The organism is Streptomyces sp. CBMA123 (assembly GCF_014596465.1).
Classification (GTDB): Bacteria; Actinomycetota; Actinomycetes; order Streptomycetales; family Streptomycetaceae; genus Kitasatospora.
Window position 1 is genome coordinate 1 of the sequence record NZ_MECK01000323.1, and the last position, 24,943, is coordinate 24,943.

The 24,943-nt window shown below is 72.2% G+C and carries 23 protein-coding genes; 15 read left to right on the forward strand and 8 right to left on the reverse strand.

Annotation, left to right across the window (positions count from 1 at the left end; all coding sequences use genetic code 11):
• The 3 genes from BG452_RS28945 to BG452_RS28955 all read left to right on the forward strand — a co-directional run.
• Positions 1–167, forward strand: a 167-nt coding sequence (locus BG452_RS28945; protein ID WP_188306486.1) for a response regulator transcription factor, incomplete at its 5' end; no start/stop codon positions are given.
• 124 nt (positions 168–291) lie between these two features.
• Positions 292–429: a hypothetical protein gene (locus tag BG452_RS28950; RefSeq protein WP_188307307.1), complete on the forward strand. Its 138-nt coding sequence runs from the start codon at positions 292–294 to the stop codon at positions 427–429.
• A gap of 16 nt (positions 430–445) precedes the next feature.
• On the forward strand, positions 446–1,426 hold the full coding sequence (locus BG452_RS28955) for an Acg family FMN-binding oxidoreductase (RefSeq protein WP_188307308.1): 981 nt from the start codon (positions 446–448) through the stop codon (positions 1,424–1,426).
• A 17-nt stretch (positions 1,427–1,443) separates the two neighbouring features.
• On the opposite strand, the gene BG452_RS28960 is transcribed toward BG452_RS28955, so the two are convergent.
• Complete coding sequence (locus tag BG452_RS28960; RefSeq protein WP_188307309.1) at positions 1,444–3,276, reverse strand: GAF domain-containing protein; 1,833 nt, start codon at positions 3,274–3,276, stop codon at positions 1,444–1,446.
• A 110-nt stretch (positions 3,277–3,386) separates the two neighbouring features.
• Here BG452_RS28960 and BG452_RS28965 point away from each other — a divergent pair, with 110 nt between their 5' ends.
• The 4 genes from BG452_RS28965 (at position 3,387) to BG452_RS28980 (ending at position 7,025) form a co-directional block, all read left to right on the forward strand.
• Complete coding sequence (locus BG452_RS28965) at positions 3,387–4,430, forward strand: zinc-dependent alcohol dehydrogenase family protein (protein WP_188307310.1); 1,044 nt, start codon at positions 3,387–3,389, stop codon at positions 4,428–4,430.
• Positions 4,431–4,456: 26 nt separating this feature from the next.
• Positions 4,457–5,116, forward strand: a complete 660-nt coding sequence (locus BG452_RS28970; RefSeq protein ID WP_188307311.1) for a helix-turn-helix domain-containing protein — start codon at positions 4,457–4,459, stop codon at positions 5,114–5,116.
• 157 nt (positions 5,117–5,273) lie between these two features.
• On the forward strand, positions 5,274–5,516 hold the full coding sequence (locus BG452_RS48190) for a beta-propeller fold lactonase family protein (RefSeq protein WP_188307312.1): 243 nt from the start codon (positions 5,274–5,276) through the stop codon (positions 5,514–5,516).
• A gap of 249 nt (positions 5,517–5,765) precedes the next feature.
• On the forward strand, positions 5,766–7,025 hold the full coding sequence (locus BG452_RS28980; protein ID WP_188307313.1) for a hypothetical protein: 1,260 nt from the start codon (positions 5,766–5,768) through the stop codon (positions 7,023–7,025).
• Between the two features lie 72 nt (positions 7,026–7,097).
• Here the strand turns inward: BG452_RS28980 and BG452_RS28985 are convergent, their stop codons facing one another.
• Entirely contained in the window at positions 7,098–8,006 is a 909-nt protein-coding gene (locus BG452_RS28985; protein ID WP_188307314.1) for a LysR family transcriptional regulator, read from the reverse strand.
• Positions 8,007–8,615: 609 nt separating this feature from the next.
• Between BG452_RS28985 and BG452_RS28990 the strand changes: the two genes are divergently transcribed.
• The 4 genes from BG452_RS28990 to aspA all read left to right on the forward strand — a co-directional run bounded on the left by BG452_RS28990 (position 8,616) and on the right by aspA (position 13,305).
• Positions 8,616–9,293 (forward strand): FadR/GntR family transcriptional regulator, encoded by a 678-nt coding sequence (locus BG452_RS28990; protein WP_188307347.1) that lies wholly within the window; start codon positions 8,616–8,618, stop codon positions 9,291–9,293.
• Entirely contained in the window at positions 9,290–10,729 is a 1,440-nt protein-coding gene (locus BG452_RS28995) for an amino acid permease (protein ID WP_188307315.1), read from the forward strand. The genes BG452_RS28990 and BG452_RS28995 overlap by 4 nt, the downstream gene beginning before the upstream one ends.
• Positions 10,730–10,828: 99 nt before the next feature.
• A complete protein-coding gene (locus tag BG452_RS29000; RefSeq protein ID WP_188307316.1) occupies positions 10,829–11,845 on the forward strand; it encodes an asparaginase in 1,017 nt (338 codons plus the stop codon).
• 50 nt (positions 11,846–11,895) lie between these two features.
• Positions 11,896–13,305, forward strand: a complete 1,410-nt coding sequence (gene aspA, locus BG452_RS29005) for an aspartate ammonia-lyase (protein WP_188307317.1) — start codon at positions 11,896–11,898, stop codon at positions 13,303–13,305.
• Positions 13,306–13,479: 174 nt separating this feature from the next.
• On the opposite strand, the gene BG452_RS29010 is transcribed toward aspA, so the two are convergent.
• Entirely contained in the window at positions 13,480–14,400 is a 921-nt protein-coding gene (locus BG452_RS29010; protein ID WP_188307318.1) for an NADP-dependent oxidoreductase, read from the reverse strand.
• Positions 14,401–14,694: 294 nt separating this feature from the next.
• Here BG452_RS29010 and BG452_RS29015 point away from each other — a divergent pair, with 294 nt between their 5' ends.
• On the forward strand, positions 14,695–16,083 hold the full coding sequence (locus tag BG452_RS29015; protein WP_223242885.1) for a jacalin-like lectin: 1,389 nt from the start codon (positions 14,695–14,697) through the stop codon (positions 16,081–16,083).
• A 182-nt stretch (positions 16,084–16,265) separates the two neighbouring features.
• A complete protein-coding gene (locus BG452_RS29020; protein ID WP_188307319.1) occupies positions 16,266–17,495 on the forward strand; it encodes an MFS transporter in 1,230 nt (409 codons plus the stop codon).
• 210 nt (positions 17,496–17,705) lie between these two features.
• Here the strand turns inward: BG452_RS29020 and BG452_RS29025 are convergent, their stop codons facing one another.
• Together BG452_RS29025 and BG452_RS29030 are read right to left on the reverse strand one after the other, a co-directional pair.
• Complete coding sequence (locus tag BG452_RS29025) at positions 17,706–18,671, reverse strand: amidohydrolase family protein (protein ID WP_188307320.1); 966 nt, start codon at positions 18,669–18,671, stop codon at positions 17,706–17,708.
• Positions 18,671–19,051 carry an NAD(P)H-binding protein gene (locus BG452_RS29030; protein WP_188307321.1) on the reverse strand — a complete coding sequence of 127 codons (381 nt, stop codon included), beginning with the start codon at positions 19,049–19,051 and terminating at the stop codon, positions 18,671–18,673. The genes BG452_RS29025 and BG452_RS29030 overlap by 1 nt, the downstream gene beginning before the upstream one ends.
• A 160-nt stretch (positions 19,052–19,211) precedes the next feature.
• Between BG452_RS29030 and BG452_RS29035 the strand changes: the two genes are divergently transcribed.
• Positions 19,212–19,910, forward strand: coding sequence for a TetR/AcrR family transcriptional regulator (locus BG452_RS29035; protein WP_317621277.1), 699 nt, complete (start codon positions 19,212–19,214; stop codon positions 19,908–19,910).
• A gap of 587 nt (positions 19,911–20,497) precedes the next feature.
• On the forward strand, positions 20,498–21,778 hold the full coding sequence (locus tag BG452_RS29040; RefSeq protein WP_188307322.1) for an alpha/beta hydrolase family protein: 1,281 nt from the start codon (positions 20,498–20,500) through the stop codon (positions 21,776–21,778).
• Between the two features lie 102 nt (positions 21,779–21,880).
• Here BG452_RS29040 and BG452_RS29045 read toward each other — a convergent pair whose 3' ends face one another.
• The 3 genes from BG452_RS29045 to BG452_RS29055 all read right to left on the reverse strand — a co-directional run bounded on the left by BG452_RS29045 (position 21,881) and on the right by BG452_RS29055 (position 24,780).
• Positions 21,881–22,348 (reverse strand): ricin-type beta-trefoil lectin domain protein, encoded by a 468-nt coding sequence (locus BG452_RS29045; RefSeq protein WP_188307323.1) that lies wholly within the window; start codon positions 22,346–22,348, stop codon positions 21,881–21,883.
• A 135-nt stretch (positions 22,349–22,483) separates the two neighbouring features.
• Complete coding sequence (locus BG452_RS29050) at positions 22,484–22,921, reverse strand: universal stress protein (protein WP_188307324.1); 438 nt, start codon at positions 22,919–22,921, stop codon at positions 22,484–22,486.
• A gap of 254 nt (positions 22,922–23,175) precedes the next feature.
• Complete coding sequence (locus BG452_RS29055) at positions 23,176–24,780, reverse strand: MFS transporter (RefSeq protein ID WP_188307325.1); 1,605 nt, start codon at positions 24,778–24,780, stop codon at positions 23,176–23,178.
• Positions 24,781–24,943 lie beyond the last annotated feature (163 nt).

A 24,943-nucleotide genomic window follows, 5' to 3' on the forward strand; every position in this document is an offset into this window, starting at 1 on the left:
GCAAGACCAACCGGCAGATCGGCCGGGAGCTCTACCTCGCCGAGAAGACCGTGAAGAACCACGTCTCGCGGCTGCTCGCCAAACTGGGTGTCGAGCGTCGCCTCCAGGCCGCCGTCATCGCCGCCCATGCGGACGAGTCCGGGCAGCACCACCAGCGCCCGCACTGAGCCGACAGGGCCCGGACGGGAGCCCGGGTGGGCCCGGAGTTAGAGCCGAACGGCCCAAGCGGCGTGCACGGTCCCGGCCGCATCGTGGAGGGACGGACCTCCCGTCGCGGCTGACGAGACGGCGATGACGTACTGGAACGGCCACGGCATGAACGGCTGGGGCATCGGCCTGATGACCGTGGGCCTCGCCCGCGGCGAGATCCACCCCGACGAGTGCCGCACCCGTCCGGACACCCTGCGCGGCGGCGACCCGCCCGCCTGACGTCATGGAGGCGGTCATGACCACCCTCACCCTCGACGCCCCCACGCTGGAGAAGCTCGTCTCCGCGGCGGTCGCCGCACCCTCGATCCACAACAGCCAGCCCTGGCGCTTCCGGCTCCAGCCGGACACCTCCACCCTGGAGGTGCGGGCCGACCGCAGCCGCGCCGTCCCGGCCGCCGACCCGCAGGGCCGGGCGCTGCACATCTCCGTCGGCGCGGCCGTCCTCAACCTGCGGATCGCTGCCCGCCACCTCGGCTGGGCACCCGACGTGCGCCTGGTGCCCGACCCGGCCGAACCGGACCTGCTCGCCGCCGTCCGGTTGGACACGGCGGCTGTCGTGCCGCTCCCGGGCACGGACAGGCTGTACGAGGCGATCTGGCACCGGCACACCATCCGCACACCGTTCACCGGCAGGCCCGTGCCCCCGGCCGTCCTCGACGAACTCGTCGCCGGCGCCCGGGCCGAGGACGCCGTGCTCCACCTGCCCGGCCACGACGAGACCGCCCGACTGCTCCACCTCACCGCCGAGGCCGAACGCCGCAGCACCACCGACGAGGCCCAGCGCACCGAGAGCCGCAGCTGGATCCGCACCGGCGACGCACCGCCCTACGGCATCCCGGTCGGCGCGCTCGGTCCGCAGGACGTGTCCGGCCACCTGCCGATGCGCGACTTCTCCGCCCTCCACGCCGCCGAGCACCAGGCCCCCGCCACCTTCGAAGCCGAGCCCCGCGTCGCCGTCCTCACCACCGAGCACGACACCCCGCGGGACTGGCTGCGCGCCGGCCTCGCTCTGGAACACGTCCTGCTCGCCGCCACCGTCCACGGGGTCCGGGCCTCCCTGCTGCACCAGGCCATGGAGTGGCCCTACCTGCGGTGGGAAGCCCGTGACCCGCATCGGGGCCCCGGCTACGTCCAGATCCTGATCCGCCTCGGCTACGGCCCCGAGGGCGCCCCCACACCCCGCCTCGGAGCCAAGGATGTCGTGGAGCGGCAATGACGACGGTGCTGCCGCGTTCACTCGCCCGGGATCGGGACCCGCCAGACCAGCTCGGTGCCGCCTTCGGGGCGGGGGCGGGCGGTGAAGGTGCCGTCCAGTGCGGCGGCGCGGTCGGCCAGGTTGGCGAGCCCACTGCGGCGACCGTCCTCGGGGAGGCCGACTCCGTCGTCGGTGACGGTGAGGGTCAGGTCGGTCCCGGCGGCCACCGAGATGTCGACGGCGTCGGCCCGGGCGTGGCGGGCGGCGTTGGCCAGGGCCTCCTCCAGGACGGCGACGGCCGCGTCCGCGACCTCAACGGGGACGGTGACGTCGAGCAGGCCGGTCATCCGCAGGGCCGGGGCGAAGCCGAGGGACCGGGCGGCGCGTTCGACGACCTCGACGACGCGGGTGCGCAGGCCGCTCGCCGCCGGGCCCTTCTCCCGAAGGCGCAGGCCGAAAATGGTGGCGCGGATGGTCTTCGCGGTCTCGTCCAGGTCGTCGATCGCGCGCAGGACCCGGTCGGTGGCCTCGGGGTGCTCGATGAAGCGGGTGGCGCCCTGGAGGGTCATTCCGGTGGCGAAGAGCCGCTGGATGGCCAGGTCGTGCAGGTCGCGGGCGATCCGGTCGCGTTCCTGCAGCAACGCCACCTGCTCGGAGTCCCGGCGGCGCTCCGCGAGTTCCATCGCCACCGCCGCCTGGCCGGCGAAGCCCAGCAGCGGCCCGGACTCGCCCTCCTCGAACAGCGGCGCACCGGCCGCCCGGGCCAGCAGCAGCACGCCCCGGATCCCGTTCTCGCTGGTGCCGATGGGGATGGCGAGGGCCGGGCCCAGGCCCTGCCAGCGCGGCGGACCGGCGGTGATCCTCGGGTCGTGCTGGACGTCGGGGCTCACCACGAGGCCGCCGGTACGGAAGGCCGCCCCCATGAACGAGCCCTCGATCGGCAGCACCAGGCCGCGGTGCTCTTGATCGCCCAGGCCGACGGCGATCCGCACCTCCAGCTCGCCGGTCTCCGGCAGGGGCACGGCGACGACGGCGAGGTCCGCGCCGGCGATCTCGGTCGCCCGGGCGAGCAGCAGGTCCAGCACCTCCTGCTCCGCGCTGCCCGACAGCAGGGCGCTGGTCACCTCGGCACTGGCCTCCAGCCAGCGCTGCCGCCGCCGGGCCCGGTCGTAGAGCCGGGCGTTGTCGATGGCCACCCCGGCGGCGACGGCCAGGGTGGCGAGCACCGACTCGTCCTCGTCGTCGAAGTCGCCGCCGCCGCGCTTCTCGGTCAGGTAGAGGTTGCCGAACACCTTGCCGCGGATCCGGATCGGCACGCCCAGGAAGCTGCTCATCGGGGGGTGTCCGGCCGGGAATCCGTAGGACGCCGGGTGACCGGAGATCCGGCTGAGCCGCAGCGGTTCGGGGTGGCGGATCAGTTCGCCGAGGATGCCGTGCCCGGACGGCAGGTTGCCGATCAGCTTGACCTGGTCGTCGGTGACCCCGACCGGGATGAACTGCGACAGCCGCTGGTCCTCGCCGATCACGCCGAGCGCACCGTACTCGGCGTCCACCAGGGTGACCGCCGCCTCCACGATGTGCTGCAGGACCTGGGAGAGTTCCAGGTCGCGCCCGACCGCCAGCACCGCCTCCAGCAGGCTGTGCACCCGGTCACGGGTGCCGCGGGCGGCGTCCAGCCGGGCCTGCAGTTCCTCCAGGAGCTCGTCCAGTCGCAGTTTCGGCACGGGGACGCCCGACTCCGAAGCGCTGGCCTCCGACGGGCTGGTCTCCGACACGCTGCCCAAGGGGTCCTCCCTGCCTCGCCCCCCATGTCCCACTGACCAGCGTAGGCGTGATCGCCCCGGCCCGGCGGGTGCGAGGAGGGGGTCCATCGGCCCAGCGGGAGCACCCCACCGGGCCCCTGGCAAAGGGCGCGGCCCGGGAGACGCTGGAAGTACGAGCGGAACCGCCGTCTCCGCCCTCCGAGAGGAGCGATCGCAGCATGAAAGCGCTCACCTACCACGGACCCGGCCGCCGCACCTGGGGCGACGCCCCCGACCCGGCCGTCCAAGACCCGGAGGACGCCGTCGTCCGAGTGGACGCCGTCACCATCTGCGGCACCGACCTGCACATCCTCAAGGGCGACGTCCCCGAGGTCACCGAGGGCCGCGTCCTCGGGCACGAGGCCGTCGGCACCGTCACCGAGACCGGACCGGGCGTGCGCACCGTCACGGCCGGCGACCGAGTGCTGGTCTCCTGCATCTGCGCCTGCGGCCGCTGCGCCTACTGCCGGGCCGCGAGCTACGGCCAGTGCACCGGCGGTGGCGGCTGGATCCTCGGCCACCTGATCGACGGCTGCCAGGCCGAGTACGTCCGCACCCCCTTCGCGGACACCTCCCTGTACAAGCTGCCCGACGGCGTCCGGGACGAGGACGCCCTGCTGCTCGCCGACATCCTGCCCACCTCCTACGAGGTCGGCGTCCGCAACGGCCGCCTCGGGCCGGGCGACACCGTCGCGATCGTCGGCGCCGGACCGATCGGCCTCGCCGCCATCCTCACCGCCCGCCTCTACAGCCCGTCCCGCATCATCGCGATCGACCTCGCGCAGAGCCGCCTCGACGCCGCCGAGCGCTTCGGCGCCGACAGGACGCTGACCGTGGCCGAGGCGACCCCGGAGGCCGTCCGCGGACTGAGCCGGGACGGACTGGGCGTGGACGTCGCGATCGAGGCGGTCGGCGTCCCCGAGTCCTTCGAACTGTGCACCCGCCTGGTGCGCCCCGGCGGCCGGGTCGCCAACGTGGGCGTGCACGGCAAGCCGGCGGTGCTCCACCTGGAGGACCTCTGGATCCGCGACGTCACCATCACCACCGGCCTGGTCGACACCAACTCCACCCCGCTGCTGCTCGACATGCTCGCCGTCGGCCGGCTGGACGTCGCAGGGCTGGTCACCCACCGCTTCGGGCTCGACGAGATGCAGGACGCGTACGACGTCTTCGCCGACGCCGCCGACACCGGAGCCCTCAAGGTCGCGCTCTTCCGGACCTGACCCGTGCGTGCCGAGGAGCCGCGACCATGATCACCGACCGCACCGACCCCACCGCCATCGCCCGCCGGATCCTCCAGCGCCGCGACCAACTCGGCCTGAGTGAAGGGATGCTGGCCTACCGGGCCAACATGGCACCGGCCTACCTGCGCCAACTCCTGCAGACCGGGCCGGAGCTCGACCCGCCCGCCTTCGTCCGGCTCGCCACCGCGCTCGGGACGACCTGGCCGCAGCTGCTGACCGGCCGCAACCCCGACGCCCCACCGGGACAGCCCGACGCCGCCGCCCCCCGCCCCCTGCTGTTCCACCTGACCGAACCGCAGTGCTGGGAACTGCTCGGCACCCACGGCGTCGGCCGGATCGGCCTGCCGATCGGGCCGGCACCTGTCGTGCTCCCGGTGAACTACGCGGTGGACACCCGGACGATCGTCTACCGTACGGCGCCGCACGGCGCGGCGGCCCCGGCCGACGGCTCGCCCGCCTCCTTCCAGGTGGACCATATCGACGACCACCGCAGCCTCGGCTGGAGCGTCCTGATCCTCGGCGAGGCCCACCACATCGACGACCCGGACGAGCAGCAACGGCTCTCCACCCTGCCCGGCGCCGAGCCATGGGCCGGCGGCTCCCGGCCCCTGTGGGTGCGCATCCGCCCCGTGGAGGTCACCGGCCGCCGGATCGGCACGGGGTGAACCTCGACCAACTCCGCGCCGACGGCCGGGTGTTCGGCTCCACCCGGACGCCATCGCGTTCGCCCGCAACCGCCTGTGCGGCCGGACCGCGGCCGCCGATCTTCCCTCGTCGCGGGAGCGGCCCGTTGACGCACCTTCGTCGAGCCGATCGTCACCGTTGCGTGCGGGGGCCTGGCCCAGGGGCATCGTTCTCGCTCCGGACGGGCGACTCCTGTTCTGTGCGAACCAGAGGTCCGATTCGCTGACGGCCTTCCGCCTCGATCCGTCGTCCGGGGCTTTGGCCCTGGCCGGCGAGCTGTCGGCGACCACCGAGCCCCCGTGCATCCTGCCGGTCGGTTCCCGAGTGGGCCGGTCGGTTCCCGAGCGGCGTCGGAGCCGAAGCGTCCGCCATGCTGTCTGACAGGTCCGAGAGCCGATCCTGCGACCCTCGGTGACGTCGTGTCAAGTCCTGATTCGCTTTCTGTTCACCGTTCGGCCGTGATGGCGTTCCCTGACCGCCCCCGTGATCCGCCGCGTCGATTCCGCTCGTGTACGGACTCTCGGTGGGGGACAAGTCCGTAAGTGATCGGATTTGATCAGAGGGCTTTCGCGAGGCAGGCTCGGTGCGCACAGTGGCGGATCCGCCACTGTGCGACACGGAGGGAGCCGCATGTCCGGGACCGAGCACGACGAGCCGACCGCACACGTCGTCGTCGGATACACCCCTCAGGAAGGATTCGTCGCCGTCCAACTCAGCCCGCCGCCGGCGGAGTACGTGTGGCACGACCGGCGGGCCGAGCACCGGCGGGAGCGGTTCGGGCCGGGGAACCGTTATCAGCAGTGGCTGGCCGTCGACGTCGGCACCGGCGCCGTGTGGTTCGGGGACACCGACTGGCGGAAGCCGGACGACGACCCCGCCGCCGGACTCCCGGGGCACCGGCGGGGCGAGGTCGGAGACGGGGCCCTGCCCTCGCCCGCCGTGCTCTTCCACCCGTTCACCCATCGCGTCGCCGACGGCGAGGGCGCGTCCTCCTGGCGGTTCCCCACGTCCGAGGACCTCCATGCGCTGGCCCGGCGGCTGCTGCCCACGGTTCAACGCGTGGTCGACTCCCTGCACCGGGTGGGCCCGAGCGGTGACCTGGAGTGGTCCGCCGAGGCCGCCACGGCCTGGTCCGACCTCGAACGAGCCTGTGAGTACACGTCCGACACGACGGGAACGGTGGTCTGGGCCGACTTCCGCACGAGTCCGGTCCCCGGCAGCAGAGTCGAAGTGACGGATTTCCTGGCCCGGAACCCGGAGTTGTGCGACCCGTCCTGGCCGACGGCCACGGACGCGGAGCTGGATGCCTATGCCGCGTACGAGCCCGGTTCAGGGTACGGCGGCGTTCCAGGACGGATGTGCGCTTCGGCGCGCGTCCACATCGAGGAGGGCTACACGTTCTACGGCCACCGCGCGGCCCTGTACGCCTACCGGGCCGCGGCTTGCGGAGACCGCACGCCGGTCGAAGCCGGGAGCTGGCTCCGGACCACCGACGCCGGACGCAGTGCGTGGGAAGCCGCCAAGGTCGTGGGCGCAAGTCTCGCCGATGCCACGGACTGTGTACTGGACCACCTCGTCGACACCTTCCGCAGTGCCGCAGCCGACGACGGCGCGGTCCTCACCGGGCTGCCGGCCTACCTGTGGCGACAGCGGGCCGAGGAACGGGCGGCGGTCGAGGAGACGCTCGCCGCCACCGGCGAGGAGCTGAACCGCCTCGAGGAACTGGTCAAGGAGATCCGGCGCGTGCGGAACACCGTCCTCACCCGCGTCCTCAGCTGGAACGACGGGCGGGACGACGAGGCGATCGCCGCTCTGGCCGCGACGTCCCCGAAGGTCGTGGCCGATTGGCGTGAGCGGCTCACGGCCAACCAGAGCGGCCGGCCGGTGTAGCGGGAGGGGAGGCCCCGGGAACCGGTCCGCGAGGGCAGGGGGCTCGACGGCGGCCGGTGCGTCACGAAAGCCTCAGGAGAGCGCGGCCAGCGCTTGCGCGGCGAGCAGCTGCTCCAGCGCCAACAGGGCCTGCGGGGTGTGCCGGGTGTCCAGCCGGACGGAGTAGAGGAAACGCGTCAGCTCCGGGTCGGCCAGTGGGCGTGCCACGACCTGGGTGACACCGCGGGGGAGTGCCAGCTGCGGCATGACGGCGACGCAGAGGCCCGCGGCGACGAAGCCCAGCACCGTGTTGAAGTCGTCCCCCTCGTATTCCAGGCGCGCCCGGAATCCCGGGGTCTTGGCGATCTGGGCGAGCAGTTCCAGGCGCAGCGCGGCCTCCGGGGCCGCGATCCAGGTCTCGGACGCGAGGTCCGCCAGGTCGATGACCTCGCGGTCGGCGAGGGGATGGCCGACCGGGACCACCGCCACGACCGGGTCCCGCGCGACCAGCGTCCGGCGCAGCGTGCGGGGCGGCGGCAGCGGTATGAAGTCGTAGTCGTAGGTGAGGGCCAGGTCCATGTCTCCGCGCTTGAGACGGACGTAGCCCGTTTCGGGCTCCAGCTGGGAGAGGCTGACCTGCACGTCGGGGTAGGTCGCCTGCAGCTGCGCCAACGCCTTCGGGACGATGCCGGTGGCGGCGGACGCGAAGGCGCCCAGCCGGATCCGTCCGGCCGTGCCGGCGCGCATGGCGTCGAGTTCCACGGACGCCGCCGCCAGTGCGGTCCTGACCCCCTGTTCGGCGTCGAGCAGGACCTGGCCGGCCGGGGTGGGCCGTACGGGCCGGCGTTCGAGCACCCGGAGACCCGCGCGGCGTTCGAGTTCGGCGATCTGCTGCGAGACGGCGGGCGCGCTGTAACCCAGCTCACGGGCCGCGGAGTTGAAGGAACGGTGGCGGACCACCGCTTCGAGAGTGGCGAGCAGGCGGGGGTCGAGCTTCTGCATCGAGTTAACGCTCACTTATCTGTCGCGAAGACGTCGTTTCTTGTGCTCGGAGGTGAACGGCAGCAGGATTCTTGCTTGCGGCCCGGACGCGCAAGTCTCCGCCTCCGCGCCGTGGCCGATCGCCATCGCGGGCGCATCCGTGCGCCGCCGCGCCGTGCACCCCCTCCTCCACAGCCCGCCGGCCTGCCCGCCGGCCTCTCCGCCGGCGTGCGCCGGGCCGGCGGGCTGTGGAGGAGACGGCCGTCGACCGCCGGTTCCAGCCCTGTAAGGACGTGGGATGCGCACACCGCTCATCGGACCCACCGCCGACCTCACCGACGCCCGGTGGGGCGGGCGGGAGCACGAGGCACCGTTTCGCCGTGGGCGTGCACTGGCGCACCGAGCCGGGGTCCGGCTCGGTGGTGGTGTACGCACTGATGAACGCGGCCAGGTCCACGAAGGCCGGTCCGGGGCGGCTTCCGGCGGGGGAGCGTCAACAGAAGTTCACCTCAGGGGAGTTGTCCCGGTGGCGAGGGGTCTTGACAGCACCGCGCGGCACCCCGCAGGATTCAGCCCGTGAACCTGTCAGACAGCCAGACAGCCAGTCCGATGCCCCGGCGTGTGAGTGCCATGGAAGCGGTGTTCGGCCACCTCCGCGGTGCCATCGAGCGCGGCGAGTACGTGGTGGGGGACAAGCTCCCCTCCGAAGCGGAGCTGTGCCGCACCCTGGAGGTCAGCCGTCCCGTGCTGCGGGAGGCCCTCCGGGCGCTCCAGACCATGGGACTGACCGTCTCGAAGACCGGGAGGGGCACCTTCGTGGTGGCGAACACGGTCGAGGACCCCACCTTCGGGGACTACGCTGCCCGCGACCTCCTGGAAGTCCGCCGACACGTCGAGATCCCGGTGGCCGGGTACGCGGCGCTGCGCCGCACCCCGGAGGACCTGGACCACCTGGCCCATCTGCTCGACCGGATGGAGCGGGAGACCGACACCACGGCGTGGGTCGCACTGGACACCGTCTTCCACCTGGCGGTGGCCGAGGCCTCCGGCAACCCGGTCTTCCGCCGGGTCATCGAGGAGATCCGCGACGCACTGGCGCGTCAGTCGGCCTTCCTCAACGAGTTGGGCGATCGCCGTGAGCAGTCCAACTGCGAGCACCGGGCGATCGTCGAGGCGCTGGCCGACGGTTCCGAGCCGGACGCGGTGGAGGCCATGTCCCACCACCTGCGCCGCGTCGAGGCGACCCTCACCGACATCGTGCGCCCCCAGCGCGCGGACACCCCGACAGAAGGCAGACCCGAGGCGTGAGCGAGCAATTCCTCAAGGATGAGAAGCGCCCCTCCACCCGTCACGTCGACGCCGGGGACACCGGCTACAGCAAGTCCCTGAAACCCCGGCACGTCAGCATGATCGCCATCGGCGGTGCCATCGGCACCGGGCTGTTCCTCGGGGCCGGGGGCCGTCTCGCCCAGGCCGGCCCCTCGCTGTTCGTCGCCTACGCGGTCTGCGGCCTCTTCGCGTTCCTCGTCGTACGCGCGCTCGGCGAACTCGTCCTGTACCGGCCGTCCTCCGGAGCCTTCGTCTCCTACGCGCGGGAGTTCCTGGGCGAGAAGGGCGCGTACACCGCGGGCTGGATGTACTTCCTCAACTGGACCACCACCGGTATCGCCGACATCACCGCGGTGGCCACGTACACCCACTACTGGCACCTGTTCTCCGACGTCCCGCAGTGGGTGATCGCGCTCGTGGCCCTGGCGGTGGTCCTCACCGTCAACCTCATATCGGTGCGGGTCTTCGGTGAACTGGAGTTCTGGTTCGCCATCGTGAAGGTCAGCGCGCTGGTCGTCTTCATGGGCATCGCGGTCTTCCTCCTGGTCACCCGGCACCCGGTGGACGGCGCCGTGCCCGGCCCCTCCCTGATCACGGACAACGGCGGCGTCTTCCCCAACGGTCTGCTGCCGATGCTGCTGATCATCCAGGGCGTCGTCTTCGCCTACGCCTCCGTCGAACTGGTCGGCGTCACCGCGGGCGAGACCGAGAACCCCGAGAAGATCATGCCGAAGGCGATCAACTCGATCATGTGGCGGGTGGGCCTGTTCTACGTCGGTTCGGTGCTGCTGCTCTCGATGCTGCTGCCGTGGGACAGGTACACCGCGGGCCAGAGCCCCTTCGTGACCGTGCTCTCGCACATCGGCGTCCCGGCGGCCGGCAGTGTGATGAACCTGGTGGTCCTCACCGCGGCGATGTCCTCGCTCAACTCCGGTCTCTACTCCACCGGCCGCATCCTGCGCTCCATGGCCGTCAGCGGTTCCGCCCCGCGCTTCACCGCCCGGATGAGCCGCAGCCAGGTGCCCTACGGCGGCATCCTGCTGACCAGCGGCATGTGCGTCCTCGGCGTGGGCCTCAACTTCGTCGTGCCCGCGGACGCGTTCGAGATCGTGCTCAACCTCGCGGCGATCGGCATCCTCGCGACCTGGGGCATGATCATGGTCTGCCACCTCTTCTTCTGGCGGAAGACCCGGGCCGGCGAACTGACCCGCCCCGCCTACCGGTTGCCGGGATCGCCCTGGACCGAACTCGTGACGCTGGCCTTCCTCGCCACCGTCCTGATCCTGATGTACGCCGACGGCGGCGCCGGACGCACCACCGTGCTCTGCGTGCCGCTGATCGCCGCGGCGCTGGTCGCCGGCTGGTACGCGATCCGCGGGCGCCTCGCGCGCGCGGCCGCCGGGTCCGACGGCTGACACCGGCGGCGGCCCTCGACACCGGGACGGTCACGCCGACTGTCGAGGGCCGCCGCCGGCCGCCGGACCACCAGTGACCCACCACCGATCGAGGCAGTGATGCACAGAAGTTCCCTCGCGGACGCACCCGCGATCCGCGAACCCCGGCACGTCCCGGTCGCCCACGTCACCCGCGGCGGCGTGATCGAGGGCGTCCACCACGGTTCCGTCGTCGTCCTCGACCCAGACGGCGAAGCCCGGTTCGGGCTCGGCGACATCGAGGTCGCCTGCTACCCGCGCTCGGCCCTCAAGCCGCTGCAGGCGGTCGCCATGGTGCGCGCCGGGCTGCCGCTCGACGGCGAACTCCTCTCCCTCGCGATGGGCAGTCACTCAGGGGAGGAACGCCACCTCGCGGGCACCCGGCGGATCCTCGAACTGGCCGGTCTCGGCGAGGACGACCTGCGCAACGTCCCCGACCTCCCGTACGACCCGACGGTGCGGGACACCTGGGTGCGGGGTGGGCGTCCGCCGTCCCGTCTCGCCCAGAACTGTTCCGGCAAGCACGCCGCGATGCTCTACCTCTGCAAGCTCAACGGCTGGCCCCTGGCGACCTACCTCGACCCCGCACACCCGCTCCAGACCGCGATCGCCGAGGTCGTGGAGGAGCTCACCGGCCAGCTTGCCGCCCACGTCAGCGTGGACGGCTGCGGCACCCCGCTGTTCGCCGTCTCCCTGCACGGCCTCGCCCGGGCCGCCGCCCGCATCGCCACGGCGCTGCCGGGCACTGCGGAGTTCCGGGTCGCGGACGCGCTACGCGGCCACCCGGAGATGGCGTCGGGGACCGGACGCGACACGGCTGCGCTGATGCGTGCGGTGCCGGGGCTGCTCGCCAAGGACGGGTTCGAGGGCGTGCAGATCGCCGCGCTGCCGGACGGTCGCGCCATTGCGGTGAAGATCGCGGACGGGGCGAACCGGGCGAGGATCCCGGTGGTGGCCGCCGCCCTGGCGCTGGCCGGCGTCGACCCCGGCCTGCTGGTGGACTGCACCGGTGAGGCGACGGCGGGCGGCGGCCGGCGCGTCGGCGGGGTAAGGCCGGTGCCGGCCCTGGCGCCCCACGCCCTCGCCCGTCCCTCGTGACCGGCCCCGGCCCCACGACCACCCCATCTCAAGAGGAGAACCCGCAGACGATGTCGACCGCCACCCGGAGCGAACACGACCTGCTCGGAGACCGTGACGTCCCCGCCGACGCCTACTGGGGCGTTCACACCCTGCGCGCCGCCGAGAACTTCCCCATCACGGGCACGCCCGTCTCCACCTACCCGCACCTGATCGACGCCCTCGCCGCCGTCAAGGAGGCCGCCGCCCTCGCCAACGAGGAACTCGGCCTGCTGGAGCCCCGGAAGGCCGCGGCGATCGTTGCCGCCTGCCGGGAGATACGCGGCGGGAAGCTGCACGACCAGTTCGTCGTCGACGTCATCCAGGGCGGCGCCGGGACCTCGACCAACATGAACGCCAACGAGGTCATCGCCAACCGGGCGCTGGAGCTGATGGGACGTGCCAAGGGCGAGTACTCGTACCTGCACCCCAACGAGGACGTCAACCTCGGCCAGTCCACCAACGACGTCTACCCGACCGCCGTCCGGATCGCCACCGTCTACGCGGTGCGTGGTCTGCTCGACGCGATGGCCGTCCTCCAGGACGCCTTCGCCCGCAAGTCCGTCGAGTTCCGCGACGTCCTGAAGATGGGCCGCACGCAGTTGCAGGACGCCGTGCCGATGACCCTCGGCCAGGAGTTCTCGGCCTTCGCGGTCATGCTGGGCGAGGACCGCTGCCGGCTCGCGGAGGCCGTCGAGCTGCTCCACGAGATCAACCTCGGTGCCACGGCGATCGGCACCGGCCTCAACGCTCCGGCCGGGTACGCCGAGGCTGCCCGTCGCCACCTCGCGGACATCTGCGGGCTGCGTCTGGTCACCGCCGCCGACCTGGTCGAGGCCACCCAGGACTGCGGGGCGTTCGTGCAGATGTCCGGCGTGCTCAAGCGCGTCGCCGTCAAACTGTCGAAGACCTGCAACGATCTGCGGCTGCTGTCGTCGGGGCCGCGCGCGGGGCTGGGCGAGATCAACCTGCCGCCGGTGCAGGCAGGTTCGAGCATCATGCCCGGCAAGGTCAACCCGGTGATCCCGGAGGTCGTCAACCAGGTCGCCTTCGAGGTGATCGGCAACGACGTCACGATCACCATGGCCGCCGAGGCGGGCCAGCTCCAGCTCAACGCCTTCGAGCCGATCATCCTGCACTCGCTGTCGAAGTCCGTGACCCACCTGCGCGCAGCCTGCCTCACCCTCGCGGAACGCTGCGTGGCCGGCGTCACGGCGAACACCGAGCGACTGCGCGCCACCGTCGAAAGCTCCATCGGCCTGGTGACCGCGCTCAATCCGCACATCGGGTACACGGCGGCCACCGACATCGCCAAGGAGGCCCTTGCCAGTGGCAGGGGCGTGGCCGAACTCGTGCTGGAGAGGGGGCTGCTGCCGGCCGAGCGGCTCGCCGCCCTGCTGCGGCCCGAAGTGATCGCGGGCAGCGGCGTTCCCATGGCCTGACGGACAGCACGGCGGACGGGCCGCGCGGCGTGCCGCCGCACCGGGGTTCCGGGGGGTCCGGGACTCTGGGGGTTCCGGTGCGACGGCACGCCTTTCGACACCGGTCAGGGGTGACCGGCCATCGCCGGGATCCGAGCCGTACGGCCTCCGGTGTCCGGGCGTCGTGACCTTCGGTCAGGGCACCACGACCAGCTTCCCGCGGGTGTGACCGGTGCGGCTGGCGTCGAAGGCCTCGGCCGTCCGCTCCAGCGGATAGGTCCGGGCGACCTCCACGGTCAGCGCGCCGCGGTCCACGACCGCTGCCAGTTCGGCCAGCTTGGCGCCGTCCGGGCGGACCCAGATCCACTGGCCCCCGTGCTGGGAAACCTCCGGATCGGCGACGGAGACGTGCCGTCCGCCCTCGGCGAGGACGGCCAGCGTCGTCTCCAGCTGGCCACCGACCAAGTCCGCGACGGCCGACACGCCGCCGGGGGCCAGCGCACGCACGCGTTCCGCCAGGCCGTCCCCGTACGTCACCGGTTCGGCGCCGAGTTCGCACACGAACGCGTGGTTGCGCTCGGAGGCGGTGCCGATCACCCGGGCCCCGCGGTCGCGGCCGAGCTGCACGGCGAGACTGCCCACGCCACCGGCGGCGCCGTGCACCAGGAGGACGTCGGCGGAGCCGACGTCGAGCTGGTCCAGACAGCGCAACGCGGTGAGGCCGGCCAGTGGCAGTCCGGCCGCCTGGGCCCAGTCGAGCCCGGAAGGCCTGCGCGCCACCGCGGGCGCGGAGACCGCGACGTACTCGGCGAAGGTGCCGGCCTGCACCGCGTCCTTGCGGGCGTAGGCCATCACCTCGTCGCCGGGGGCGAACTCGGGAGTGTCAGGCCCGGTGCGGGTGACGACGCCGGCCACGTCCCAACCCGGGATGGCGGGGAAGACCGTGTCCATCATGCCGTCCAGGCCGCCGGCCATCACCTTCCAGTCGACCGGGTTGACGGAGGCGGCCCGGACCTGGATCAGCACCTGCCCGGGGCCGACCTTCGGGTCGGGCACCTCGCCGTACTGCAGCCGGGAGTTGTCCGGGGCATACGAGTCGTAGGTCACGGCGCGCATGAACTGACCTCCAGGGAAGTGGTGTTGCGGCCTCACGCACCGCCTCCGGCCGGGCGGGGTGCCGTCGGTCACGCTATGCCGGGAGTGGGTGCCCGGCATCTCGGCACCGCCCTCCGGCATCGGCAAGAACAGTCTGTTAACGCTAACGGAATCGTTGAATAAACCGCGAAACAGGGCAACAAATCTGCAGGCCAGCGAAGTATTGACTGCTCATAGACAGTGTTGACGCTCACATCATTCGCTCATACGCTCCCGGCGATGGATCCCCGTGGCCGTACTCCGATCGGAGCCTCGATGTCCGAGCCCCGCCCCCGCCATCCCTTCCTCCGCTCCACCCTCGTGGGCGCGCTCGGCGCGGCCACCGTGCTGGGCGGCCTGATCGGTGCGCCGAGCGCGCAAGCCGTCACCGCCCCGCCGAGCGCGCAAGTCGCCCCCGCGGCCGGGTCGTTCTCCGCGCTCACCTACAACGTGGCGGGCCTTCCCCAGGCGGTGAACAGCGCTTCGACCGAACGGCAGAGCAGCACCACCGCCATCGGCGGCCGGCTCGCGCCGTACGACATCGTGCACGTCCAGGAGGACTTCAACTACCACGCGGCGCTGTACGCCGCCGACTCCCACCCGAACCGCACGGCGACCAGCGGCGGGGCCGGCATCGGCAGCGGCCTCAACACCCTGTCCCGCCTCGGCTACGACACCGACGACTTCGAGCGGGTCAAGTGGAACGACTGCCGGCTGGACTCCGGTGACTGCCTCACGCCCAAGGGCTTCAGCTTCATGCGGACCCGGCTGGCCGAAGGCGTGTACACGGACTTCTACAACCTCCACACGAACGCGGGTACCGAGCCCGGCGACGAGGCCGCCCGCGCCGCCAACCTGGCGCAGCTCACCGGCTACATCAGGACCCATTCGGCCGGGAACGCCGTCGTCGTGATGGGTGACACCAACACCCGCTACACCCGGGCCGACGACACCATCGCGGGCTTCGCCGCCGACAACGGCCTGACCGACGCGTGGGTGCAGCTGGAGCGCGGCGGAGTGGCGCCGACCCGCGGCGCCGACCCGCTGCTGTGCGACCAGAACGCGCCCACCGACACCTGCGAGATCGTCGACAAGGTCCTGTACCGCAGCAGCGCGATGCTCACGCTCACCGCGACCTCGTACGCGAACAAGCACGCCGACTTCCTGGACGGCTCCGGCACGATGCTCTCCGACCACGACCCGGTCGCCGTGGGCTTCGACTGGAGCCGGAACCCGGCCTACCTGGCGAGCGATCAGTTCGGCGGGCCGCACGGCGACTTCTACGACGACGTCGACCGCGTCCCGGCCGGTGCACGGGCCACCACGGTCAGCCTGCGCAGCGGCACCCGGATCGACCAGGTCGGACTGACCCTCGCGGACGGCACCTCCCTCACCCACGGTGGCTCCGGCGGCACCGCCTCCTCGCTCACCCTGGGCAGCGGCGAGTTCGTGAACTCGGCCACCCTCTGCCAGGGCTCCTACGGCGGGCACACCCGCATCTTCCACGCCTCGTTCGGCACCAACCTGGGCCGTACCCTGTCGGGTGGCACCGGCACCGCCGACTGCGTGACCCGCACCGCGCCGGACGGCTGGCAGTTCGCCGGGTTCCACGGGCGCGCCGGCGACGAGGTCGACAAGCTCGGCTTCCTGTTCACCCGCCGCTGAGCCCCTCCCGCACCGCTCCTCACCTCCCCGGCCCGGGCCGCCACCCGGGCCGGGGAGCCCCTCCCGCACACCACTGCGCCCGCCGGGCGCAGGTCTTGCCCGGCAGCGAGTCGAACACCACGGAACGCGTCGTCGAAAGAAACGCTTTGTGGATACCGGTATTCGATCTATACCGTCGCCCGATGATCATCTCCGAAACGGTAGTCCGCCGTGTGACGGCCCGCCACGGCCGCTTCGTCGCGGCGATCGTCATCGACGCGATCGGCACCGGGGTCTTCATCCCCGTGACGATGCTCTACTTCCTGGCCACGACCTCGCTGACGCTGGTGCAGGTGGGCGCGGCACTGACAGCGGGCGGACTGCTCGCCCTCCCCGCGGGCCCGCTGGTCGGCGGCCTGGTCGACCGCTACGGCGCCAAGCCGGTGCTGCAGGCGGCGAACCTGGCCCAGGCGCTCGGCTTCGTCGGCTACTTCGGCGCGGATCGGCCCTGGCAGATCGTGGCCTGCGCGTGGCTGAACAGTGCCGGCCGAGCGGTGTTCTTCGGCTGCTACGGCGTGACCGTCACAGCACTGGCCGCACCGGGCGAACGCGAGCGCTGGTTCGGCGCCCTCGGATCCATACGCAACCTCGGCTACGCGGTCGGCGGGCTGGTGTCCGCCGTCGCCGTGGGTATCGGCACGCGCGGTGTATTCAGCGCGATCGTGGCCGTCAACGCCCTGTCGTACGTCGCCGCCTTCGTGCTCATGCGGGCGGTGCCGAACGTCGTCCCGGAAGCAGCGGCCCGGGACGCCGCCGGAGGCTGGCGGCGAGTGCTCCGGGACCGGCGGTACCTGGCAGTCGTCGCGCATCAACTGTGCTTCGCCATCTCGCTGTTCGCCCTCAGCATCGCGATACCCGTCTACGCGGTGCACATACTGGGCCTGCCGGGCTGGACAGCGGGAGCGGTCTTCACCCTCAATACTCTGATAGTCGGCTTCGGTCAGAGCTTCGTCGTCAACCGACTCGGCGGACGAACCCGCAGTCACGTCCTCATCGCAGGCCATGCCGCCTTCACCACGGGCTACCTGCTGTTCCTCGCCGCCGACCACGTGACCGCGGCCGCCCTTGCGATCGCCGTTGTTCTTCTCGGCGCGGGGGTCTACACATTCGGCGAGGTCTTCGGCGGCGCCATCACGTCGACGGTCGCCGCGGAAGGCGCCCCGGACGCCCTCCGCGGCCGCTACCTGGCCCTGAACCAATTCGCCGTGACAACCGCGGGAGCGGTGGCCCCGATGACGCTTTCGGGCTTGCTCTCCACCGGGCCGACAGCGATCTGGCTGGCGCTGATCGGCGTCAGCGCCCTCGGCGCAGTGCTCGCCGGCGTGATCGGCAGGACCGTGCCGGCGGCGCAGGTCCGCATCGGGACCACCTGACCGCGCACGCTCGCGAACTGACCGTCCGAAGCACGGCGAACGGTCCGGCAGCAACGGTTCGATGCGCGCCCACCGCGCATCACGCAACCCACTACCGGACCGACGACGCTCCGGCAGCCCTTCCCCGTCCCGCTCCCCTCACTCTCCCGGTTCCGTTGCTTCAGCCGCCAGTTGCTGCCGGAGCGGGCGGTCGCGGGTGGAGGGTCGCGGTCACAGGCGCAGCAGGCGGCGGGCGTTGCCGGAGGCGATCTTCTGCTTGTCGGCGTCCGGGAGGCGGGTGCGTTCGAGGGCGCTGACGGCTGCGTCGGTCCGCTCGTAGGGGTAGTCGACGGCGAACAGCACGTTGTCGGCGCCGAGCACGTGCACGAGTGCTTCGATCGCGGCCGGGGAGAGCACGCCGCTGGTGGTGGCGAGCACGTTCGTCCCGAAGTACTGGGAGGGCTTGCGGCGCAGCGGCCGGGGGACGGTGACGGTCGCGTAGCGCGAGTCGAAGCGGGAGAGCTGGAAGGGGAGGAACTCGCCGGCGTGGCCGAGGATCATCGTGGTGTCCGGGTGCCGGTCGAACACCCCGGACATGATCACGCGCATGGCGTGGCCCCCGGTGGCCGCCTGCCAGCTCCACAGGGCGCCGTCGAGTTCGGGGTGGGCGTCGAGCACGTGCCAGCGGTCCGCGGGCGGCATTCCGGGGTGCAGGTAGAGCGGGACGCCGAGTTCGCCGAGCGTGGCCCAGACGGGGTCGAAGGCGGGGTCGTCGAGGTAGCGGCCCTGGATGTGGTCGTAGACGAGCGCGCCCTTGAAGCCGAGCTGTTCGACGCTGCGGCGCAGTTCGGTGACGGCGGCGGCCGGGTCCTGAAGCGGGAGCGCGGCGAAGGCGGCGAACCGGCCGGGGTGGGTGTCGACGAGTTCGGCGAGGTGGTCGTTGACGTAGCGGGCGTTGTCCACCGCGCGGGTCGGGTCGGGGTCGGCTTCGATGCCGGGGACGGTGAGGGAGAGCACCTGCAGGGCGATGCCGTTGGCGTCCATGTCGGGCAGCCGGAACCGGGTGACGTCGGGCAGCCGTGCGGCCATGTCGGCGAGGAAGGCGGGCTGGAGGTTGTCGGGGACCGGGAACGGCGGCCGTCGGTCGGCGAGGCCGGGGATCGCGATGGCCTCCTCGACGGCGATGTAGCCGCGCATCAGGCGTGTCCTACCGGGACGAGGATGCGCGCGCCGTGGGCCGGGCGTTCGGCCTCGTCGAGCATCGGCGCGGCGACGGTGGCGCGGGAGGCGTGCGGCGGCAGGAGGGGGGTGGCGTAGTCCTCCAGCGGGACGGTGCGGCGGCCGGTGCTGACGCCGCCGGCCCACAGGTCGGGGAACGCGGCGGGCTCGGTGACGTCGGCCCGGCGGACCTCGACGGCCGGCTGCCGCTGTCCGGGTACCGGGTGGGCCTGCGGACGGTTCTGCGGGTGGGCTTGGGGGCGGCGGACCAGGGCGACGACCTCGTGCCCGCGTCCGAGGACCTGCTCGACGGCGTGGCGTCCGACCCTACCGGTCGCCCCGAGTACGGCGATGCGCATGCTTCCTCCCGATGACTGAACACCTGTTGGCTACTTTAAGTGAACAAGTGTTGGTAACTGCTGTCAAGGCGCGAAGAGAGCAGCGGGAAGGGCGTGTTGGAGGTGCGTGCGGGGCCGGCGGTAGAGTGGGCGACCGTTGCCGAACGCCGGGAGGACGCCTGTGAGCAGCGAAAACGCCGCCCCCCGCCGACGGAACCCGCGGGGACAGGGGCAGGCCCTCAGGGCCGAACTGGTGGCCGCCGCAGCGCGGCTGCTCGCCACGCTCGAACGCCCCGAGACGCTCACCCTCCGGCAGGTCGCCCGCGAGGTCGGCGTCGCCCCCGCGAGCATCTACGGGCACTTCCCGGACCTCGGCGCGCTCGTCCAGCACGTGCTACGGCAGCGCTACGACGAACTCGCGGCCGTGATGCGGGCGGCGGCGGAGGACGCCGACGGGCCGCTGGCCGACCTGGTGGGCCGGTGCGCCGCCTACGTGCACTGGGGGGTCGATCACCCCGGGGAGTACCGCACGCTCTTCGGCGGCGGGATGCCCGCCGCGCTGGTGCCGACGAACGCGCACGGCGCGGGAGAGGAACTGCTCGGCTCCGTCGTCGCCGCGCTGGCCGCCGCCAGGCAGGACCGGCCGGAGCACCCGCAGCGCCGGGGTCGGCCGGAGGGTCAGGAAGACGAGGACCGTCGCAGTCCGGAGCAGGAGTGGCAGGCGGGCCTGCTGCTCTGGACCGCCCTGCACGGCCTGGTCGCGCTGTACAACGCGCACGGGAACATGCCCTGGCCCGACCTCACCGAACTCATCGCGCAGACGCTCGCCCTGCACACCGGACGGCCCGTGGGCGAGATCGCGGAACTCTCGCGGGCGTAGCACCCCTCGCGCCCCGGCCGTGGCCGGGCCCGCTGCTCGCGCGGGCCCGTTGCCGGAGCGTACGAACGCTCGCACCGGCCGCACCCGCCCGGCGCACCCTGCTGACCACGGCCGCCGGGGTGGCCACCGGCCGACCGCCGCCCCGTCCGCCCGGATGGTCGGGTAGTCGCCGCTGCCTCCGCGGCACAATGGACCGGATCAAAGCCCTCACCAGGAAGGCCCCTTGAGCACGGCCGAATACCCGCCCCCACGGCCCCGTTCTGGCGCCCGTTCGAGCGGCGGGCCCAGCCGACCACCGTCCAGGCGGAACCGACCGACGATCCGTCAGGTGAATTTGGCCACCCAGAGATGCTGTCCGAGTCGGCGCCGAGCGCCGACCGCTCGCCACGGGAGGCGTCCCCGTGAAGAACACCCTCCGGACCGACAGACCCCTGGCCGCCATCGCCGCAGTGGCCAAGGGCCGAGGCAACGTCATACCTGGGTACCACGGCCTGACTTGGCTCCCCGGTATGACGGCTCGGGCCGCTTCTCGCCCGTACCGTCGGTGCCCGTGGCGCCGGACGGCGCCGGAACGAGGAGGATCAGCGATGAGCAGGCGCGGACGCGTCGTGGCGGCGGTGCTGCTGGCGGCGACGGTGACCCTGGGCGTGGCCGGCGCACCGGGCGCGGTGGCGGTGGCAGCGGAGGCGGGTCAGGGCAGCGGGCAGCAGGCCCGCGCCGCGCTGCCGGGGCCCACCGGGCCCTACCCGGTCGGTACGACGGCCCTGCGGCTCACCGACGACCACCGGGACGACCCCTGGCAGCCCGGGCGGCACCGCGAGCTGATGATCAGCTTCTGGTACCCGACCACCCGGCCCGCCACCGGCTCCGACCGGGCGCCGTACATGGTGCCCGCCGCCGCCGAGCACTTCGGCAGCGCCGGCAGCCTCGCCCAGACCGAGCACCGTTTCGAGCCCGGCCGTACCGACTGGGCCGGGATCCGGACCCATGCCCGCGCCGACGCGCCCGCCCTGCCAGGGGGCAAGCGGCCCGTCCTGCTGTACGAGGCGGGCTTCGGCGACCCGCGGACCTGGAACACCGAACTGGTCGAGGACCTCGCCTCCCGCGGCTACGTCGTCGTCACCGTCGACCACACCTACGAGGCCTCCGAGGTCGCCTTTCCCGACGGCAGCCTGGCCACCTCGGTGATGCCCGCGCTGTTCGTCCCCGGCGCCGACATGGGCGCCCTCCTGCGCAAGATGCTGCAGACCCGGGTCGACGACACCCGCTTCGTGCTGGACCAGGTGGCCGGGCTGCGGTACGACGGGCGGCTGCCGGCGGGTCTCGGCGCCTCCCTCGACCTCGACCGGATCGGCATGGTCGGCCACTCCGGGGGCGGTTCGGCCGCCCTCCAGGCCATGCACGACGACCCGCGCCTCAAGGCCGCCGTCAACCTCGACGGCCCGCTGCACTTCTCCGGCCCGGACGGGCAGACCGGCGTCGAGCTGACCAGCGTGGCCGCGGACGGCCTCGACCGGCCGTTCCTGCTCATGGGCACCCAGGAACCCGACTCCGGCAGCTACCACCAGCAGCCCGGCTGGGCCGCCCTCTGGCAGCACAGCACCGGCTGGCACGCCGACCTCACCCTCACCGGCTCGCGCCACGGCTCCTACACCGACTCCGAATCGCTGCTGCCCCAGCTCGCCCGCCAGGGCGCGATCAGCCGGACGCAGCTGACCGAGGACGTCGGCGACGTCCGCCCCGACCGCGCGGTGCTCGCCACCCGCTCGTACGTCGCCTCCTTCTTCGACCGCTGGCTGCGCGGCCATGACGACCACCTCCTGGACGGCCCGTCCGGGCGCTTCCCCGAGATGGTGTACGAGCGGTAGCGGGCGCGCCCTCGACCCGAGCCGCCGCGCCGGGCCACGACACCACGGGAGACACGCCGGTCGCTGGACAGAGCCGTACGGCCGTCGGGTTCCCCGGCTCTTTCAGCGTGCAAGGCCTTGGATGCGCCAGTGTTGGAACCGGGTCTGGTTGCAGGGGTCGAGGTAGACCGGCTCGCCGGCCTTCACGTTCCCGTCCAGGCAGTCCCCGAAGCGGTCGTTGCTGATCTGCCCGCCACCCGCCTGCCAGGTCTGGGAAGGCGAGCCAGTGCAGGAAGCATGGAGGAACACCCGCTTGTCGACGTCGACATCGAGGCAGCCACCGCTCTTCCCGGTCGTCTCCAACTGGATCTCGCCCCCTTCGGGGTTACGCCAGACGGTGCCCTCCTGGGAGTCGCAGTTGCCCTGCAGCCAGACGTCCGAAAGTCCCGGCAAGGCGGTCAGACAGGTGCCGTCCAGCGGGTGCTCGATCAGGAAGCGTTCGTACAGTTCCGGTGTTGCCGCCGCGGGGGTGGGGATGGACGCGACAAGCATGAGAGCTGTGCCGGTTGCGACCAGAGACATGCGGATCATGACGACGTTCCCCATCCGTGTCGGTGACGGGCCGGCGTTCCGACCTTGCTCACTACCCCTCACCACCCACTCCGACGGCCGGCCGGACGGACGGACTGGCTGTCGAGGACGTCCTCGACCAGGGGGGGATGAGCGTCACTGCGGGCGGATGATGACCACCGGGCAGGTGGCGTGCTGAGCGCAGCGCATGCTCACCGAACCGATCAGCGCGCGGGTGAAACCGCTGCGCCCGTGACTGCCCACCACCAGTACCTCGGCTCCCCGGGCTGCTTGCAGGAGGACGTCGGAGGGGTCGCCCAGCACCAGGCGTTCCCGTACCTCTACCGGTCGGTCCGGTCCGAGCACCTCGTCGAGTTCGTCGGCGAAGCGCTGCTGGGCGAGATTCTCGTCGAAGGACGTGTCGACCACCGGCGCGGACCAGCCGTAGCGGCTCGGCGGTTCCCAGGCGCCCACCGCGTCCACGACCCCGCCGATGAGCGTCGCGTGTCGGATCGCCCAGCGCAGTGCGGCATACGACGACGGAGAGCCGTCGACGCCGACCACGATGCGGGGAGCGGAGTCATTCGCGTCCATCTGTACTTCACCGTCCTGTAGGTGCACTGTCCTGTAGGTCGTCGCCCCTCCCACCACGGTGGGTGCCGTCCGCCGTCGCCGCCAGCACGGCCCGGCACCCGGGTGACGGCACAGGTGCCCGGCCGGGGCGGGGACCGTCAGGACGGGCCGGTGGCGAGGGTGCGGCACATCCCGTCGAGGGCGGACGGCAGCGGGGGTACGAGGCGTTGCCGCCGGCCGCCGGACAGGTCGCTTCCTGTCGGCTCGGAGCCGTGTCACTCGCCGGGCGAGGAGGAGCGGGTCGAGGGAGCCGGTCCGCCGCCGGTGCGGTCGGCCGGCAGCCGGCGGGTGAAGGGGAAGCCGGCCAGTGTGATTCCGGCGGCGGCCAGGACGCCGGCCTTGAGACCGTCGAGCTGCGCCGTCCGGTACGCCGAGACCACCGCGTCCGCTTCCTCCGGGGGGATCGGGGTCTGGGCGAGGGCGGCGGCGACCTGGTCGGCCGGTACGAAGTTGAGCCCCGACTCGATCCTGATGCCGGCCTGTTGACGGACCGCCTCCGAGACCGCCGGGTCCTTCGCGAGCGCGGCCGTGAAGGCGCTCGCCAGGGCACCGATCAGGATGGCGCCGATCAGTGCGGTGCCCAGGGACGATCCGAGGTTCTGGGCGGTGTACTGCAGTCCGCCGACCTCGCTGCGATCGGCCTCGCCGACGCTCGACTGCACCACGTTGCCCAGCTGGGAGGCGAGCAGGCCCATGCCGAGGCCCAGGAGTGCCATCGACAGTGCGAAGGAGAGGCCGTTGAGTTCGGGCTCGATCGTGCCGAGCAGCCACAGCGTCGCGGCGAGGAGCACCAGCAGGCCGGCCCGCACCACGGTGCGCGGGGACGCGAACCTGCCCAGCAGGGGACCGCTCATCGCCGCGACGAGCATCGTGACCGACACGGGCAACAGCCTCAGTCCGGTCTGGAAGGCGTCCAGGCCATGGACAACCTGGAGGTAGAGCGGAATGGCGAAGAACAGGCCGAGCAGGATGACGTTCTGACTGAACAGCATGAACAGGCCCGAGCGCAGGCTCGGGATGCCGAACAGGCTGAACCGCACCAGCGGCTCCGCCCGGCGTACCTCCCAGGCGTGGAAGAGGACGAGCAGGGTCATGCCCAGTGCGATGACGAAGACCGTGGGGGAGTACCCGAACACCGTGAAAGGAGGGTTGCGGGGATGGAGCCACCCCCAGGAACTGCTCTGCAGGACGGCGAGCACCACCAGGGCCAGTCCCGCGACCGACAGGACCACGCCGCCGAGGTCCAGCCGAGGCCGGTGCTCCGGCACGGGCTGCGGCTCGATCCACCGCATGAGGAGCAGGATGACCACGACGAGCACGACCTCGCCCGCGAACACCAGGCGCCAGGTCAGGTAGGTGGTCACCCACCCGCCGAGCAGGGGGCCCACGGCGATCCCCGCACCGGCGAGGCCTCCGATGACGCCGTAGGCGATGGCCCGGTCCCGGCCCCGGTAGGTGCCGGCCGCCAGGGCGGCGAGCGCTGGGAGGACCAGGGCGGCCCCGAAGCCCTCGATGATGGACCAGCCGAGTGCCAGCACCCACAGCGTGGGCGCGGCGGCGGTCAGCGCCGATCCGACGCCGTAGACGACGAGCCCGAGGCCGAACACGCGGCGGCGCCCGAACATGTCGCCGAGTTTCCCGCCGGTGATCATGAAGGCGGCCATGACCAGCGTGTAGAGGGTGATGACCGCCTGGATCGCCGTGACCTCGGTGTCGAAGTCGCTGACCAGTTGGCTGATCGACACGTTCATCACCGAGGCGTCCAGCACCATGAGGAACTGCGCCAGCCCGAGGACGTACAGCGGCTTCCACCGGTTCACGGCACCTCCAGGAGGGTTCACGGGCCCGCTCACGCGTTGTTCCGGCCACCACCGGCCGCGGTGGCGGCCGGGCCGTGGTCGGCGACGGCGTCGACGGTCACCGCTTCCACCCGGCCAGTGTCTCCGCACTCCGGGGGACCGGCCGCTCCGGGAGGCTGATCGG

Bases quoted from the DNA above. Each gene is read 5' to 3' on its own strand.
- BG452_RS28950 (WP_188307307.1), top strand. From the start codon at position 292: ATGACGTACTGGAACGGCCACGGCATGAACGGCTGGGGCATCGGCCTG.
- BG452_RS28955 (WP_188307308.1), top strand. From the start codon at position 446: ATGACCACCCTCACCCTCGACGCCCCCACGCTGGAGAAGCTCGTCTCC.
- BG452_RS28960 (WP_188307309.1), bottom strand. From the start codon at position 3,276: ATGGACCCCCTCCTCGCACCCGCCGGGCCGGGGCGATCACGCCTACGC.
- BG452_RS28965 (WP_188307310.1), top strand. From the start codon at position 3,387: ATGAAAGCGCTCACCTACCACGGACCCGGCCGCCGCACCTGGGGCGAC.
- BG452_RS28970 (WP_188307311.1), top strand. From the start codon at position 4,457: ATGATCACCGACCGCACCGACCCCACCGCCATCGCCCGCCGGATCCTC.
- BG452_RS28980 (WP_188307313.1), top strand. From the start codon at position 5,766: ATGTCCGGGACCGAGCACGACGAGCCGACCGCACACGTCGTCGTCGGA.
- BG452_RS28985 (WP_188307314.1), bottom strand. From the start codon at position 8,006: ATGCAGAAGCTCGACCCCCGCCTGCTCGCCACTCTCGAAGCGGTGGTC.
- BG452_RS28990 (WP_188307347.1), top strand. From the start codon at position 8,616: ATGGAAGCGGTGTTCGGCCACCTCCGCGGTGCCATCGAGCGCGGCGAG.
- BG452_RS29000 (WP_188307316.1), top strand. From the start codon at position 10,829: ATGCACAGAAGTTCCCTCGCGGACGCACCCGCGATCCGCGAACCCCGG.
- aspA (WP_188307317.1), top strand. From the start codon at position 11,896: ATGTCGACCGCCACCCGGAGCGAACACGACCTGCTCGGAGACCGTGAC.
- BG452_RS29010 (WP_188307318.1), bottom strand. From the start codon at position 14,400: ATGCGCGCCGTGACCTACGACTCGTATGCCCCGGACAACTCCCGGCTG.
- BG452_RS29015 (WP_223242885.1), top strand. From the start codon at position 14,695: ATGTCCGAGCCCCGCCCCCGCCATCCCTTCCTCCGCTCCACCCTCGTG.
- BG452_RS29020 (WP_188307319.1), top strand. From the start codon at position 16,266: ATGATCATCTCCGAAACGGTAGTCCGCCGTGTGACGGCCCGCCACGGC.
- BG452_RS29025 (WP_188307320.1), bottom strand. From the start codon at position 18,671: ATGCGCGGCTACATCGCCGTCGAGGAGGCCATCGCGATCCCCGGCCTC.
- BG452_RS29030 (WP_188307321.1), bottom strand. From the start codon at position 19,051: ATGCGCATCGCCGTACTCGGGGCGACCGGTAGGGTCGGACGCCACGCC.
- BG452_RS29040 (WP_188307322.1), top strand. From the start codon at position 20,498: ATGAGCAGGCGCGGACGCGTCGTGGCGGCGGTGCTGCTGGCGGCGACG.
- BG452_RS29045 (WP_188307323.1), bottom strand. From the start codon at position 22,348: ATGATCCGCATGTCTCTGGTCGCAACCGGCACAGCTCTCATGCTTGTC.
- BG452_RS29050 (WP_188307324.1), bottom strand. From the start codon at position 22,921: ATGGACGCGAATGACTCCGCTCCCCGCATCGTGGTCGGCGTCGACGGC.